This is a genomic window from Amycolatopsis sp. MtRt-6 (genome assembly GCF_017308975.1).
In the GTDB taxonomy this organism is placed as follows: Bacteria; Actinomycetota; Actinomycetes; order Mycobacteriales; family Pseudonocardiaceae; genus Amycolatopsis.
Genome location: NZ_JADWPD010000032.1, coordinates 40882 through 55214, shown reverse-complemented (window position 1 = coordinate 55214; position 14333 = coordinate 40882). Strand labels below are relative to the sequence as shown.

The window sequence follows — 14333 nt, the reverse complement described above, 5'->3', positions numbered from 1 at the left end:
GCGCTGTCCCGGAAAGCGGCAGTCCGTGCGGTGCCGCGGGGAGGAGTTTCGCCGGTAACTTCACGTCACCAGCAGACTCCGGCCACCGGATCGGCTGGAGCCGAAGCGGACGGGGGTTGCCGAGATGGCGGAGTACGTGGACAGCGTGGTGTTGCGCGGGATCTTCGACTCGCGCAGGAACCTGACCGTGGAAGCCGAAATCCGGTTCGACGACGGGGCAACCGGTGTCGCGTCGGCGCCCGTCGCGATCGCGCCCGGGCGCCGGGAACGCGCTCGGGTGGACGTGACGGCGCTCGGCGCGCTCGACGACCTGCCGGTGTACGCGGGCGTGCGGGACCGGCTCACCGGTGCGCCGGCGAGTTCCCAGAAGAGGTTCGACGAGATCCTCGATGGGATTGCCGGAGCCGGCGTCAACGTTCAAGTGGCGCTGTCGATGGCCTTCGCGCGCGCACGCTGCGCGTCGGAAGGCGTGCCGTTGAGCACGTACATCTCCGGCATCGGCGCGACGCGCCCGAAAGTGCCCAGCCCGTTGGTGAACGTCTTCAGCGGGGGGATCCACAGCGGTGACCCGCAGATGCCGTTCCAGGAGATCATGGTCGCCCCGGCGGCGGCTTCCCTGCCCGACAACCTGCGGCTGGCGCTGGCCGTGTACGAGGACATCGAGTCCCTCGTGCGGGCGCGGTACGCCGACTGCGGTTACTCGTCCGCGGGGGGATTGCGCATGCGCGGACTGGTCTTCGGGCAGGCGCTGGAACACCTCAGTTCGGTGATCGAACGACGGTTCCCCGGCGAAGACGTGGGGATCGGGGTGGATGTCGCTGCCGAGCACCTGCGGCGAGGGGGTGTGAGCAGCGCGCGTTACGCGGTCGGTGACCGGCTCCTGCGAGGGGAAGAACTGAGCGAGTTGCTGGCGGGGCTGAGTGCGCGTCATCCGATTCGCTACCTCGAGGATCCGTTCGATCCGGCCGACGTGGTGTCGTGGAAGGAATTCTCCCGGCAACTGCCCGAAGGGCAATACCTGTGCGGCGACGACCTCTTCGCCACCGACGAGCGCCGCATGTCGGGTGAGCTGGCGACCTGCGCGGTGATCAAACTGACCCAATGCGGCACGCTCACCCGCGGTATCCGTGCGGCCAGGGCCGCGCGCCGGATGGGCATGGCCCTGTGCGTGTCGCATCGCAGCGGGGAAACCGAGGATTGCGGGGTCTGCGACCTCGCCGTGGGACTGGCCGCCGAGTTCATCAAGGTGGGCGGTCCCAGTGCGGACCGGATGGCGAAGTACAACCAGCTGGTCCGGCTGGAAATCCAGCTCCGCGAGGGTCTCCCGGTGGCCTGACCGCCTCCACTCCGGACGTGCCCGGTACTCGCCGATGATCGTGGTCCGGTGCGGGCACTCCACGAACGAAGTGAACGACATTGGTCGCCTGGGTGAAGACAAGGTGTACTGGAAGCAACGATAGTGGGGAGATCGATTACTCAGCCGGGGGAATGGGGCACCACATGCTGGCCACGGAGCGGGAACGTCCTGAGCTGACAAGCGGTTTCGTGGGAAGCGATTTCACCGCGGGGACGCCGACGGTGCTGATCGTGGGCCCCGACATCGGCCGGTGCGCGGCCGTCGGCGCGCTGCTGGGTGACTTCGCGGAAGTGCGGATCACCGGCACCGGAGACGTCGCGGCCCGGCACATCGTCGAACGCCGGCCGGACGTGCTGCTCGTCGATGGCAGGGCCGCGAGCGCGGACAGCGATCTGCATCTTGCGGTGACCGGTGATCACGCCCGGCGCGGTCGTCCCGTCGTGCTCGACGCGGGCGCCCCCGAACAGCTGTCGCACCACTTCCGGGGAATCCCCTGGTGTGAAACGGCTTTCCGGCGCGACGTGGTCGGGCTCGCCGAGACGGTCGCGAACCTGATTCCCGCGCAGCCGTCGTCCGGTCTTCGCAACGGCCACGTCCGGCGCGTGATCGACTTCGTCGCACGCCGGTACCGCGATCGGCTGACCGTCGGCACCATCGCGGCGGAGACGGGGCTGTCGAGCACCTACCTGTCGCACCTTTTCAAGCTGCGCACGGGGATGACCGTCCGGGACTACGTCACGCGTGTGCACGTCGAGGTCGCGAAGTGCCTGCTGCGCGACCGGGACGACACGCTGGAGATCGTCGCCGGCAAAGCCGGGTTCGCCGACGCGTCCCACCTGAGCCGGGTGCTGCGACGGCGGACCGGGCACACGCCCGCCCGCTACCGGAATTGAGGGGATGGCCGTGTATCCGATCGCCGTGGTGCACGGCCGGTTCCAGCCGCTGCACGTCGGGCACCTCGAATACCTGCTCGCGGGCAAGGCGGCTTGTGCCGAACTGATCGTCGGCATCACCAACCCCGACAGCGACGCCGTGGTCGAGGAGCCGACGCAGCCCGGCCGGCACCGGCCGGAAGCGAATCCCTTCACCTTCTACGAGCGCCAGCTGATGGTCGACGCGGCGCTCGTGGGGGCGGGGGTGCCCAGGAGCCGGTTCCGCATCGTGCCCTTCCCGCACAGCACACCGCGGCTGCTCCGGTTCTACGTGCCGCCGGACGCGGTACACCTGATCACGATCTACGACGCCTGGGGTGAAGAAAAGCTCCGGCGGCTCACCGCCGAGGGGTTGCGGTGTGAAGTTCTCTGGAGGCGGAGGAAGAAAGTGACGTCGGGAACGGAGATCCGCCGCCGGATGGCGGGCGGGGAAGACTGGCAGGACCTCGTGCCGGCCGGTGTCGCTGCTGTCCTAAAAGGACTATCGACCACGCGGAACCTGCGGAGCACCCATGTCTGAACCGGCCGGCGGGAAGACCTACGTCGTGGCGCTGTGCGGAGGAGCGGACCGCCCCATGGCGGAGTTCGGCGGCCGCACGGCGTTCGAGGCCGCCGCGACGCCGGAGCTGGACGGCTTGGCTGCTGCGGGCACCACCGGGCTGGTCACCGTCATCGACGCCGGGATCACCCCGGAATCGGACTCCGGCGCGATGGCACTGCTGGGATTCGACCCCCGGCGGTACTACACCGGACGGGGCCCGCTGGAGGGATACGGCTCGGACTTCTGGGACTCGGAGGGCTCCAGCGTGGCCTTCCGGGTGAACTTCGCGAGCCAGGATCCGGAAACCGGGCGCCTGGACCGGCGAACCTCGCGTGACCTGACCGACGAAGAACTGCAGACGCTCGCCGGTGAGCTGAGAGCGGGCGTGCACCTGCCGGGCGACTTCCGGTTCGGCCTCAAAGCGTACGGCAGGCACCGGGGCATCGTCGCGGTGACGAGCCGGTCCGCCGGCCTGTCCGGGCTGGTGTGCAACACAGATCCCGGGTTCGTCCGGAAAGGACCGTTCGGCGTTCCGGACGCCAGGGCGGCCGGCGCACCGCTGCGCTGCCGGGCGCTGGTCGCGGATCCGGCTGCCGAGCTGACCGCGGAACTGGTGAACGACCTGGTCGGCCAGACGGCCCGGATCCTGCGGGCGAGCGCGGTGAACCGCCGCCGGAGCGCTGCCGGTCGCCGTCCGGCCAACTTGCTGCTGTTCCGGGACGGCGGCGACACGTTGCCCGTGCTGCCGGGGCTGCCCGACGGGATGCGGCTCGGCTTCTTCGGCCAGATCCCCGCCGAGCGCGCGCTCGCCCGCCTGCTCGGAGCCCGGTTCACGCACACGGCCCCTGGACCGGACGAGGACCTCTCCCGCTACTACCCGAAGCTGGCCGCGGACCTCGCCGCGGCGGCGGAGAACGTCGTCTTCGTCCACGTCAAGGGTCCCGACGAACCGGGGCACGACGGCCGGCCCGGCGACAAGGTCGCGGCGATCGAGGCCATCGACCGGCACCTGATCGGTCCACTGGCCGGTTTCCTCGCCCCGGACGACACGGTGGTGGTGACGTGTGACCACGCGACCCCCTGTGACCTCGGCATCCACAGTGACGACCGGGTGCCGGTGCTGGCCTGCGGCCGCGGTGTCCCGCGGGACTCGACGGACCGGTTCGACGAGGTCGCCGCGGCCGGCGGGGGACTGCCCGTCGAACGGGCGGACCAGCTGCTGCCCTGGCTGGCGCGCTGCCGCCGCTCGGTCGCTTCCCGTGAAGGTGCCCACCAAGTCTGAACGCCCGGCCACGAAGAAAAGGAGCATCATGTCACGTGCGCGACGGTTCAGGGAAATGCTGAACGCACCGGAGATCTTGGTCGTGCCGAGCGCGTACGACGCGCTGTCCGCCCGGGTGATCGACCAGGCCGGCTTCGACGCGATCCACATGACCGGATCCGGCAGTTCGGCCAGCATCCTGGGCTTCCCGGACCTCGGCTTCACCCAGATCCCGGAAATGGCACAGCACGCGAAGAACATCGTGCTGTGCACCGGCCTGCCGGTGATCTGCGACGCGGACGCCGGCTACGGGAACGCGATGAACACCTGGCGTACCATGCGCGAGTTCGAGCGCGCCGGCATCGTCGGCTTCCACCTGGAGGACCAGGTCAATCCGAAGCGGTGCGGGCACCTGGAAGGCAAGCGCCTGATCTCGGTCGAAGAAATGACCGGCAAGATCGAGGCCTGCGTCGCGGCGCGAGAGGATCCCGACTTCACCCTCATCGCCCGGACCGACGCCCGCGAGGCGCTCGGCATGGACGAGGCGATCCGCCGGGCGAAGGTCTACCTCTCCGCCGGCGCCGACTGCGTCTTCCTGGAGGCCCCGCTCAGCGTCGACGAGCTGAAGCGGGTCCGGGACGAGATCGACGCGCCGCTGCTGGCGAACATGGTCGAGGGCGGCAAGACGCCGTGGCTGACCTCCCAGGAGCTCGAGGCAATCGGCTACAACGTGGTGATCTATCCCCTGTCCGGCTGGATGGCCGCCGCCTCGGTGCTGCGCCAGGTCATGGCCGAACTCAAGACGAAGGGAACGACCCAGGACTACTGGAAGCGGATGGGGCTGTCGATGACGTTCGAGGAGCTGTTCGAGGTCTTCGACTACAGCCGCTTCGCGCAGCTCGAAGAGCGTTTCGTTCGCGGGGACCGGTAACCGGCGATGGGGACCGTCATCCGGAATCCCTACACCGGGGAACGGCTGGCCACCATCGCGGAATACCGCGCGGACCAGGTTGCCGACGAGATCGCCGCCCTGACCGCAGAGCCGCCGAGCCCCCGTGACCGGGCGGCGGTCCTCTCCGTGGCCGCGGGGATGGTGCGCCGCCGCCGTACCGAGTTCTCGGACCTGATCACGGCCGAGTCCGGCGTCTGCCGGAAGGAGACGCTCCGGGAGGTCGACCGGGCCGCCGGCAACCTGGAGGTGGCGGCCGCGGAGGCGGAACGGCTGACCGGGGAGGCGATACCCCTGTCGGGCGCCGTCGGCAAGCTGGCTGTCACCATCGCGGAACCGGCCGGGGTGGTCGGCGCGATCACGCCCTTCAACCGGCCGCTCAATCAGGTGGTCGTGAAGCTCGCCCCGGCATTGGCGGCCGGTAACCGGGTGATCCTCAAACCGTCCGAGAAGACCCCGCTGACCGCACTGCTGTTCGTCCGGCTCCTCGAGGAGGCCGGGCTGCCGGACGGCACGGTCGCGGTGGTCACCGGCGAACCCGAGACGGTCGGCGGCGCCATCGCGGCGAGCCCGCTGGTGGACATGGTGACGTTCACCGGAGGGCCGCGAGCGGGACGGGCGGTGGCCCTCGCCGCCGCGGGCAAGCCGGTGCTCCTCGAGCTGGGCGGCAACGACCCTCTCGTGGTCTTCGCCGACGCGGATCCCGCGACCGCCGCGGCCCTCGCGGTGGACGGGGCGTTCGCCACGGCGGGGCAGTCGTGCCGCGGGGTCAAGCGGGTGCTCGCGCAGGCCGGCATCGCGGACGAGCTGGTCGCCAGGATAGTCGAGCGCGCGAAAACCAAGCGGTTCGGTGACCCCGGTGACCCGGAGACCGACGTCGGGCCGGTGATCAGCGAAGAGGCGGCGGCCCGGGTGACGCGCCGGGTCGAAGACGCGGTGGGGAAGGGCGCGAAACTGCTGCACGGCGGGGGGAGGCAGGGGACGCTGGTGGAGCCGACGGTGCTCGACGACGTCCCGGCGGACGCGGAGCTCGTGGTCGAGGAGACTTTCGGGCCCGTCGCGCCGGTCATCCGCTTCGACGATCCGGACGAGGCGATCGCGCTCGCGAATTCGACCGGCTACGGACTCCAGGCCGGGGTCCTCACCCACGACGTCGACCTGTTCCTGCGGGTGGCACGACAGCTGCGGGTCGGCACGGTCAACCTCGCCGACGGACCGCACTTCGACTCCCCGCACATCCCGTTCGGCGGGGTGAAGGGCAGCGGGATCGGACGCGAAGGCATCCGGTTCGCCATGAGGGCGATGACCGTCACCAAGACACTCACGATGCCGTACCGGTTCGGCGCGGCGGGGAAGGGATGACAAGGGGATGGACCTCTTCGAGAAGGCCGTGAGCCGCAACGAGGGACTCAGCGCGCTTTCCGGGCGCACGCACGGGATCGCCACCTTCCCGAAGCTGCGGGGCGACATCGGCAGCCGGATGGACTTCGGTGGGGTGACCCGGTTGGTCTGGAGCCTCAACAACTACCTGGGGCTGGCCAACCACCCGGAAGTCCGGCGTGCGGACGCGGAAGCGGCGCTGAAGTACGGTCTCGCCGCGCCGATGGGGTCGCGCATGATGTCCGGTGAAACCGATGACCTGGAGGCACTCGAAACCGAGCTGGCCGGCTTCGTCCGCAAGCCCGCGGCGTTCTTCCTGAACTTCGGCTACCAGGGCATGGTGTCGCTGGTGGACATCCTGGTGGGGCGCCACGACTGGGTGGTCTACGACGCCCACTGCCATTCCTGCATCATCGACGGGATCCGGCTGAGTGGTGCCCACGCGCGTTCGTTCCCGCACAACGACATCGGCCGCTTGGAAAAGGTGCTCGAGCAGGTCGAGCGGCGCCGGTCGCAGGCCGAGGGCGTGCTGGTGATCACCGAGGGCGTGTTCGGCATGTCGGGTGATCAGGGCCGGTTGCGGGACATCGTGGCACTGAAGGAGCGGTTCGGCTTCCGGTTCCTGGTCGACGACGCGCACGGGTTCGGGATCATGGGACCCGACGGGCGCGGCACCCCGGAGGCTCAGGGCGTCGAAGACGAGGTCGACCTCCACTTCGCCACGTTCGCGAAGGCGGGCGCCAGCATCGGCGCGTTCGTGGCCGGTCCCGCCGACCTGATCTGGTACCTGCGCTACACCATGCGGTCGCAGGTGTTCTCGAAAGGGCTCCCCGCGCCGATCGTGGCGGGGAACCGCACGCGGCTGCGGGTCATCGAGTCCGGTGGGGCGCTGCGTGCCCGGTGCTGGTCGATCGCCGGGGCGCTGCAGAACGGGTTGCGGGCCGAAGGGCTGGACATCGGCGAGACCGCCAGCCCGGTGACACCGGTGTTCCTGCGGATGACACCGGAACAGGCACTGGCCTATCTCGAGCTGCTGCGCGAAGAGTTCGGGATCTTCTGCTCGGCGGTGACCTACCCGGTGGTGCCGCCGGGGGTGGTGCAGCTCCGGCTCATCCCCACCGCCGAGCACACGCCCGACGACGTCGAGCGCACGATCGAGGCCCTCCCGGCCGCCTACGCGAAAATCACCGCAGAATCGTCCAGTGTGTGCGCCGGAAGCGCCATGGACGCGCTCACCAAGTCGCCCTAGTCTCGGAAAGATGCGCAAAGGACATTCGTCGTGAACGAATCGACTTATCTCACCCGGTCGAGTGTGCTTTTCCGCTCGGTGCTCAATGATCTGAAACGGGATCCGGCATCGGCGGCGCGGGAACTCGGCATCCCACTGCCTGCGGTTGAGGAAGTCCTGCGCGGACGCCGGGCACTCTCGCCGGAAGAGCTGGCGCGCGCGGTCCGGACCTGGCCGGTCAACGAGCGGGACTTCTTCCCCGTGCACGACGACGCTCCGGCCGGTGTCCGCGTGATGCGCGCGGCCGAGTCGGCGGCGACCAGCCGTGTCCTGCGTCGCGGCGGACGGGATTACTACGAATACCGTGACACCGCGATGAGCCGGGTCTCGATGTTCCGCCCGGAATGGATCCGGATGATCCAGCCCGTCGGCGACAACGACCCGGAAAACCCGGACGTCGAATGGAACAACGGTCATTTCCTCAACCAGTTCACCTACTTCGTGGGATCGGTCAATTACTACTACGAATGGGAAGGCGTCCGGCACTGCGTTCCGATGGAGACCGGCGACTCGGTCTCCGGGCTGCCCTACGCACCCCACAGTTTCGCGGCCCGCAACGGAGAGCCCGCGCTCATCCTCGCGCTGACGTACGGGGGCAGGCTGCTCGGTGACGCCCAGCACGAACTGTCGGCGCTGGGGCCGGACCTGGCCGCGGAGTACGCGCTGGACAGCGCGGACTTCCCGCACGCCGCCGCCGCTCTGCTGCGGACTCACCTGGACAACGCTTGCGTTCCACCCGCCGAGCTGGCGCGCCGCAGCGGGCTCACGGCCGAGCGCCTGGACGAACTGCTGTCCGGCGATGCCGAGGCGTCAGAGGCCGAACTCGCCGTGCTGGCCGGCGCGCTGCGGGTCAACGTCCGCGACCTCCTGCCGGTCGTGCCGGACGAGACCGACGGTGTCCGGATCGTCCGCGCGGCCGACGCCCGCGCCTGGTCGTATCCGGACGACCGGCGGCCGGACTACCGGGTGACCGAGCTCGCCGGGACGCTGGTGTGCCCGAACTCCCGCGGACTGCGGATCGAAGTGCTCGGTGACGGCGAGACGGCGTTGCGTGCCGGGCTGCACACGTACCTGTACAACCTGGGGCCCGAACCGGTGCGGTTCAGCTGGGACCACGGCGGCCGGACGGACCGCACCGAGCTCGCGGCCGGCGATTCCGCGTACCTCAAACCGTTCGTGCCGCACCGGTTCGGCGTCGTGACACCGGGACGGCCGGGGACCGTCCTGGTGCTGAGGATCGGCGGCAAGGTCTGCGGTGACGCCCTGCTGGAGGCCTCCGCGGTCGGTGCGGAAGCGGTGCGGCGGCTGGTGACCGACGACGAGCAATGGTACGACCCCCGCGGCCGGAACCCGGCGCGGGCAGCGACATCCGCTGGAGGAGCAGGATGATCCCGAACAAAGCGAGAAAGCTGCGTGACGAGCTCAAGGCGGGAAGGACGGTCGTGGCCGCGGGCGCGCATGACGGCCTGAGTGCCCGGCTGGTCGAAGCAGCGGGGTTCGACGCGGTCTGGGCATCGAGTTTCGAGATCTCGACCAGCCACGCCGTTCCGGACGCCAGCATCGTCACGATGTCGGAGTACCTCGAAGCCGCCCGTGCGATGAACTACTCGGTGCGGATCCCGATCATCGCGGACTGCGACAACGGCTTCGGCAACAGCACCAACGTGTCGTACATGGTCCGCCGGTACGAGCTCGAGGGCATCGCGGCCGTCTGCATCGAGGACAAGCGGTTCCCGAAACTGAACAGCTTCATCGGCGAAGGTCAAGCGCTGGAGAGCGTCGAGGAGTTCTGCGAGAAGATCAAGGCAGGCAAGGGCAGCCAGCAGACCGAGGAGTTCCTGCTCATCGCGCGGACAGAGGCACTGATCTCCGGGCGCGGCGTCGACGAGGCGCTGCGGCGTGCCGAAGCGTACGCCGACGCGGGCGCGGACGCCGTCCTGGTGCACTCCAAGGCCCGGACGGCCGACGAGGTCTTGGCCATGCTCGGGAAATGGGACGGCCGGGCACCGATCGTCGTGGTGCCCACGACGTACTACGAATCCACTGTGGAGGAACTGGCCGCGGCGGGCGTGCAGATGGTGATCTACGCCAACCACGCCATCAGGGCCGCCGTGCGGGCGATGTCCACCACGCTGGCGGAGGTACGCGAGCGGGGAACGACCGCTTCGGTCGAGTCCCGCATCGCCCCGCTGGGAGAGCTGTTCGAACTGCAGGGCATGGGCGATGTCGGCCGGATTTCGATCTAGTGTGCTCGCCTCGGCCGAGGTGTGGTTCGGCGCCGGGGAACTGGACCGGCTCGGGAACTTCCTCACCCGGCACTCGGTGCGGTCCTGCCTGCTGCTGACCGGTGCCGGTTCGTACCGGCGGTCAGGTGCGGCGGACCGGCTGCGGAAGGCGCTCACCGGGATCCGGGTGTGGCACTGGCGGCCCGTGCCGCCCAACCCGCCCGCCGGATTCGTCGCGGCCGCCGCGTCGGCGCTGCGGGGGTCCGGGACCGACGCGGTTCTCGCCGTGGGCGGCGGCAGTGTGCTCGATGCCGGCAAGCTGGTCGCGGCCCTCGCTGGGCAGCCCGGCCCGCCGGAGGAGTACCTGGATGGGACACGGCCGCTCGCGGACGTGCACCGTCCGTTGCTCGTCCTGGTTCCGACCACGGGCGGCAGCGGCAGCGAGGCGACGTCGATCGCCGTGACGACGGTCGACGGACGGAGGTCTTCACTCCGGCATCGCCTTCTCGGCGCCGATCTCGCCGTCGTCGATCCGGAGCTGACCTGGAGCGCGCCGGCCGCCTTGACCGCGAGTTGCGGGATGGACGTGCTGTGCCACGCCGTCGAGTCGTATTGGAGCGTCGCGTCCACACCGCAGTCGCGAGCCCACGCGGCCGCCGCGATTCCCCTGGTCGTCGACCACCTCGTGCCGGCCTGCACCAGGCCGTCGGCGAGAGAGGCGCTGTGCCGTGCGGCGCTGTCGGCCGGGCGCGCCATCGAGATCACGCAGACGACCGCAGCGCACGCACTCTCGTATGCCCTGACCACGGACTTCGGGGTGGCTCACGGGCACGCCTGCGGAGTGTTCCTCGGTGCGGTCTTCGAACACAACGCGGCCGTGACACCGGGTGACACGAACGATGCGCGGGGGGCGGCCTTCGTCCGGGCCCGGATCGGGGAACTGCAGGAGCTCCTGGGCGTGCGGACGCCGCGCGAAGCGCGTGTCCGGCTGGACGGCCTCGTCGCCGCGACCGGCCTGCGCACCCGCCTCGCCGACCTCGGCGTCAGGGCCGCAGACCTGCCACGGCTGGTGGATGCGGCAACGCATTCGCCGAGGCTCGCCGGAAATCCCCGTCGCCTCGGCCGCGCGGCACTGCTCGACCTGGTGACGCGCCTCCGGTAACCCGACGAAACCGAGGAGGACGCGATGGCTGCTCCCGTCGTGCTCTACACCGATCCGCCCTGGGCGCTGGTGGACGGGCGCGCCGAACCGGATACGGCGGCGATCGAACACGCCGTGTACGGGTCGGCCGTCCGGCTGGAACTGGGGGACACCTCGGGTGGCCGCTACGTGACGTCCGGTGCCGCGCTCGCCGAGGCGGTCCACGGGGTCGCGGCGCTCGCGGTCTACCGCTGCCGGGTCACGGCCGAGCTGCTCGACGCGGCGGGGCCGGCGCTCCGCGTGGTCGCGCGGCAGGGCGTCGGCACCGACAACCTCGACCTCGAAGCCTTGCGGGACCGGGGCGTCCACTCCTTCCACGTCCCGGACTACTGCGTGGATGAAGTGGCGACTCACGCGATGGCGCTGTTGCTCGCGCTCGAACGCGGAATCGTTGCTCAGCACAACGGCCTCGCGGGCGGCCGGTTCGACATCTACGCGGGTAACGTGCCGCGGCGGCTGCGCCGGCGGCGGGCGGGCGTGATCGGCTTCGGCCGGATCGGGAAGGCGGTCGCCCAGCGCCTGCGTCCGTTCTACGGCGAGGTCCTCGCCCACGATCCTTACCTGCATCCCGACCTCGTCGAGGGTTACGGCGTCCGCGCCGCCGGGTTCGCGGAGCTGCTCGCCGAATCGGACGTCGTGACGCTCCACTGCCCCCTGACGGACGAGACACGGCACCTGATCGACCGCGAGGCCCTGGCGGGAATGCGCCCGGACGCCCTGCTCGTCAACGCCGCCCGCGGCGCACTGATCGAGCCGGAAGCGCTGCACGGCGCCTTGTCGTCGGGGCGGCTCGGCGGGGCCGGGCTCGATGTGTTCGCCCCGGAGAACCCGCACGACGACCCCTGGTTCGCCAAGGTCGTCGCGCTCCCGAACGTCGTCGTCACCTCCCACCGCGCGTTCCTCTCCGCCGAGTCGGAGGCGAGTTCGCGGCGCCGGGTCGCCGAAGGCGTCCGGTACGTCCTCGAGACCGGCCGTCCCGCCCCGTTCGGCCGGCTCACCGGAGAGGAAGGACTGAAGGCATGATCCCAGGAAAGCCGAGCCGGACCGCTGAAGTGGCCGCGGCCGTGCGGGCCGCGGAGGCCGCACGACCCGCGTCCCAGAGCCTGCTCGACGACGGGTACGCCCGGTGCTTCGTCACCAGCCCGCACTGGCGTGCCCTGTCGAGGTTCCCGTTCGTGGCGACCCGGGCCCTCGACTGGTACGACAAACGGTTCCCGGGCGTGATCAGCTGGGTGATCCTGCGGCAGGTCTTCGTCGAGGAGGTCATTGAGCGCGAGGCAGGCCGGGGCCTCGAGCAGATCGTCTTCGTGGGGGCCGGCTACGACACCACCGCGCTGCGGCTGGACCTGCGTGACCGGGTGCGGGTGTTCGAGGTCGACCACCCGGCTACCCAGCGGATGAAGAAGTCCGTTCTGGAGCGCCACGGCATGGACGCCTCGGGCATCACCTTCGTGCCGTGCGATCTGAGCCGGGACGACATGGCGGCGGGGCTGCGGGAGACGGGCTACGACGCGGCGCGCAGGTCCTTGTTCGTCTGGCTGGCGGTCGCGATGTTCCTCGACGAAGGCGCGGCCGCCGCGACCATCGGCAGGATGTCGGACCTGCTGTCCGAAGGCGGGTTGCTCGTGCACGACTACATCGCCCGCAACACCGGCGACTACCCCGGCGGGGCGGCCGCGACTTCGTGGACGGCCGCGCGCGGCGAACCGTACCACTCGAGGTGGGACGCTCCGGAAGTCGAAGACCTCCTGGGCTCGCGAGGGCTGAAAGTCGTCGAGCACCTGACGATGCCCGAGCTGGGGCGCCGCTACGGCAGCGCCAAACCGGCGGCGAAGCGGGCCGAGGAATGGATTTCCGTGGTGCTCGCGGAGAAGGCGGGCGGCGGAAGTGCCTGAGGACATGCCGGTCGGCGTCGTCGGCGCCGGCCCGTCCGGCATCGCGGCCGCCGCCGCACTGCGCGGCGCCGGGTACCGGGTCGAGGTACTCGAGCGGCATTCGGCCGTCGGCGGCATCTGGGACATCGCGAACCCCGGCACGCCGATGTACGAAACCGCGCACTACATCTCCTCGCGCACGGTGTCCGGATTCCCCGGCTTCCCGATGCCGGCGGACTACCCGGACTACCCCCGCCACGACCGGATCCTGTCCTACATCCGGTCCTATGCGGACTACACGGGTGTCACTCCGCTGGTGCGGACCGGGCACGAGGTGGTCAAGGGCGAGCTGCGCGCGAACGGACGGTGGCACGTGTCGGTGCGGACCGCCGCGGGTGAGGCGGAACGCCGCTACCGGGCGCTTGTCCTGGCGACCGGTCACCAATGGGAGCCGCGCATGCCGTCCTGGCCCGGCACCTTCGACGGCGAGCTCATGCACGCCAAGGAGTACACCGGTCCCGGACAGCTGCGGGGGAAACGCGTCCTCGTGATCGGTGGCGGGAACTCGGGGGTCGACATCGTGAGCGACGCGGCGCGGGACGCGCGCAGCGCGACGATCAGCCTGCGCCGCGGCTATTGGTTCATCCCGAAGCACATGTTCGGGAAACCGGTCGACGTGATCGCCGAGAGCGGTCCGCGGTTGCCGAAGCGACTGGAACAGCTCGTGTTCCAGGCCCTGTTGCGAACCGTGGTCGGTGACCTCCGCCGGTTCGGGCTGCCGCGCCCGGATCACCGGGTCCTCGACAGTCACCCGATCGTGAACAGCACGCTGCTCCAGCTGCTCGCCCACGGCGACGTGACGGTCGCGCCCGACGTCCGCGCGTTCGCGGGAGACCGCGTCGAGTTCACGGACGGGCGGTGCCTGCCGTTCGACACGGTGATCGCGGCGACCGGGTACCGGGTGTCCTTCCCGTTCCTCGATCCGGCGTTGTTCCGGTGGCACGGCGAACGCCCGGACCTCTGGCTCAATGTCGTGCACCCCGGGCTGTCCGGGTTGTTCGTGATCGGGATGCTGGAGGCGAACGCGGCGGCCGCGCCGCTGCTGGCGGGTCAGGCGGCACTGGCCGCCGCGGTGCTCCGTGCGCAGGACCGGCAGGATCCGCGGCTCGACAGCCTGGTCCGGGAACGGCCCCCGCTCAGCGGGGGATTGCGGTACGTCGGGTCCGCACGCCACGCGCTGGCCGTCGACGCAGGTGTCTACCGGCGGCACCTCGGCCGTGCCGTCCGCACGCTCGGCGGCGACGGTGCCGGGTGACGGTGCGGCG

The 14333-nt window shown here is 70.3% G+C and carries 13 protein-coding genes; all 13 read left to right on the top strand.

Annotation, left to right across the window (positions count from 1 at the left end; translation table 11 throughout):
- The first annotated feature begins 124 nt into the window (after nucleotides 1-124).
- The 13 genes from I4Q55_RS38660 to I4Q55_RS38600 all read left to right on the top strand — a co-directional run bounded on the left by I4Q55_RS38660 (nucleotide 125) and on the right by I4Q55_RS38600 (nucleotide 14323).
- The gene (locus I4Q55_RS38660; RefSeq protein WP_206795418.1) at nucleotides 125-1336 is read left to right on the top strand and encodes a hypothetical protein; all 1212 of its coding nucleotides are present in this window, start codon (nucleotides 125-127) and stop codon (nucleotides 1334-1336) included.
- A gap of 209 nt (nucleotides 1337-1545) precedes the next feature.
- On the top strand, nucleotides 1546-2250 hold the full coding sequence (locus I4Q55_RS38655) for a helix-turn-helix domain-containing protein (protein WP_206795417.1): 705 nt from the start codon (nucleotides 1546-1548) through the stop codon (nucleotides 2248-2250).
- Nucleotides 2251-2254: 4 nt separating this feature from the next.
- On the top strand, nucleotides 2255-2809 hold the full coding sequence (locus I4Q55_RS38650) for an adenylyltransferase/cytidyltransferase family protein (RefSeq protein ID WP_206795416.1): 555 nt from the start codon (nucleotides 2255-2257) through the stop codon (nucleotides 2807-2809).
- The gene (locus I4Q55_RS38645) at nucleotides 2802-4112 is read left to right on the top strand and encodes a CMP-5'-phosphonoformate--3-phosphoglycerate phosphonoformyl transferase (protein ID WP_206795415.1); all 1311 of its coding nucleotides are present in this window, start codon (nucleotides 2802-2804) and stop codon (nucleotides 4110-4112) included. Before I4Q55_RS38650 ends, I4Q55_RS38645 begins: the two co-directional genes overlap by 8 nt.
- A 28-nt stretch (nucleotides 4113-4140) precedes the next feature.
- Nucleotides 4141-5022 (top strand): carboxyvinyl-carboxyphosphonate phosphorylmutase, encoded by an 882-nt coding sequence (gene bcpA, locus I4Q55_RS38640; RefSeq protein WP_206795413.1) that lies wholly within the window; start codon nucleotides 4141-4143, stop codon nucleotides 5020-5022.
- Between the two features lie 6 nt (nucleotides 5023-5028).
- Nucleotides 5029-6402, top strand: coding sequence for an aldehyde dehydrogenase family protein (locus I4Q55_RS38635; RefSeq protein ID WP_206795411.1), 1374 nt, complete (start codon nucleotides 5029-5031; stop codon nucleotides 6400-6402).
- Nucleotides 6403-6409: 7 nt separating this feature from the next.
- Nucleotides 6410-7669: an aminotransferase class I/II-fold pyridoxal phosphate-dependent enzyme gene (locus I4Q55_RS38630; RefSeq protein WP_206795408.1), complete on the top strand. Its 1260-nt coding sequence runs from the start codon at nucleotides 6410-6412 to the stop codon at nucleotides 7667-7669.
- 30 nt (nucleotides 7670-7699) lie between these two features.
- Entirely contained in the window at nucleotides 7700-9097 is a 1398-nt protein-coding gene (locus tag I4Q55_RS38625) for a hypothetical protein (RefSeq protein WP_206795406.1), read from the top strand.
- Nucleotides 9094-9954: an isocitrate lyase/phosphoenolpyruvate mutase family protein gene (locus I4Q55_RS38620; RefSeq protein ID WP_206795403.1), complete on the top strand. Its 861-nt coding sequence runs from the start codon at nucleotides 9094-9096 to the stop codon at nucleotides 9952-9954. The genes I4Q55_RS38625 and I4Q55_RS38620 overlap by 4 nt, the downstream gene beginning before the upstream one ends.
- Nucleotides 9932-11095 carry a phosphonoacetaldehyde reductase gene (locus I4Q55_RS38615; RefSeq protein WP_206795401.1) on the top strand — a complete coding sequence of 388 codons (1164 nt, stop codon included), beginning with the start codon at nucleotides 9932-9934 and terminating at the stop codon, nucleotides 11093-11095. Before I4Q55_RS38620 ends, I4Q55_RS38615 begins: the two co-directional genes overlap by 23 nt.
- A gap of 24 nt (nucleotides 11096-11119) precedes the next feature.
- Complete coding sequence (locus tag I4Q55_RS38610) at nucleotides 11120-12157, top strand: C-terminal binding protein (protein ID WP_206795399.1); 1038 nt, start codon at nucleotides 11120-11122, stop codon at nucleotides 12155-12157.
- Nucleotides 12154-13029 carry an SAM-dependent methyltransferase gene (locus I4Q55_RS38605; RefSeq protein ID WP_206795397.1) on the top strand — a complete coding sequence of 292 codons (876 nt, stop codon included), beginning with the start codon at nucleotides 12154-12156 and terminating at the stop codon, nucleotides 13027-13029. The genes I4Q55_RS38610 and I4Q55_RS38605 overlap by 4 nt, the downstream gene beginning before the upstream one ends.
- A complete protein-coding gene (locus tag I4Q55_RS38600; RefSeq protein ID WP_206795395.1) occupies nucleotides 13022-14323 on the top strand; it encodes an NAD(P)/FAD-dependent oxidoreductase in 1302 nt (433 codons plus the stop codon). Before I4Q55_RS38605 ends, I4Q55_RS38600 begins: the two co-directional genes overlap by 8 nt.
- Nucleotides 14324-14333 lie beyond the last annotated feature (10 nt).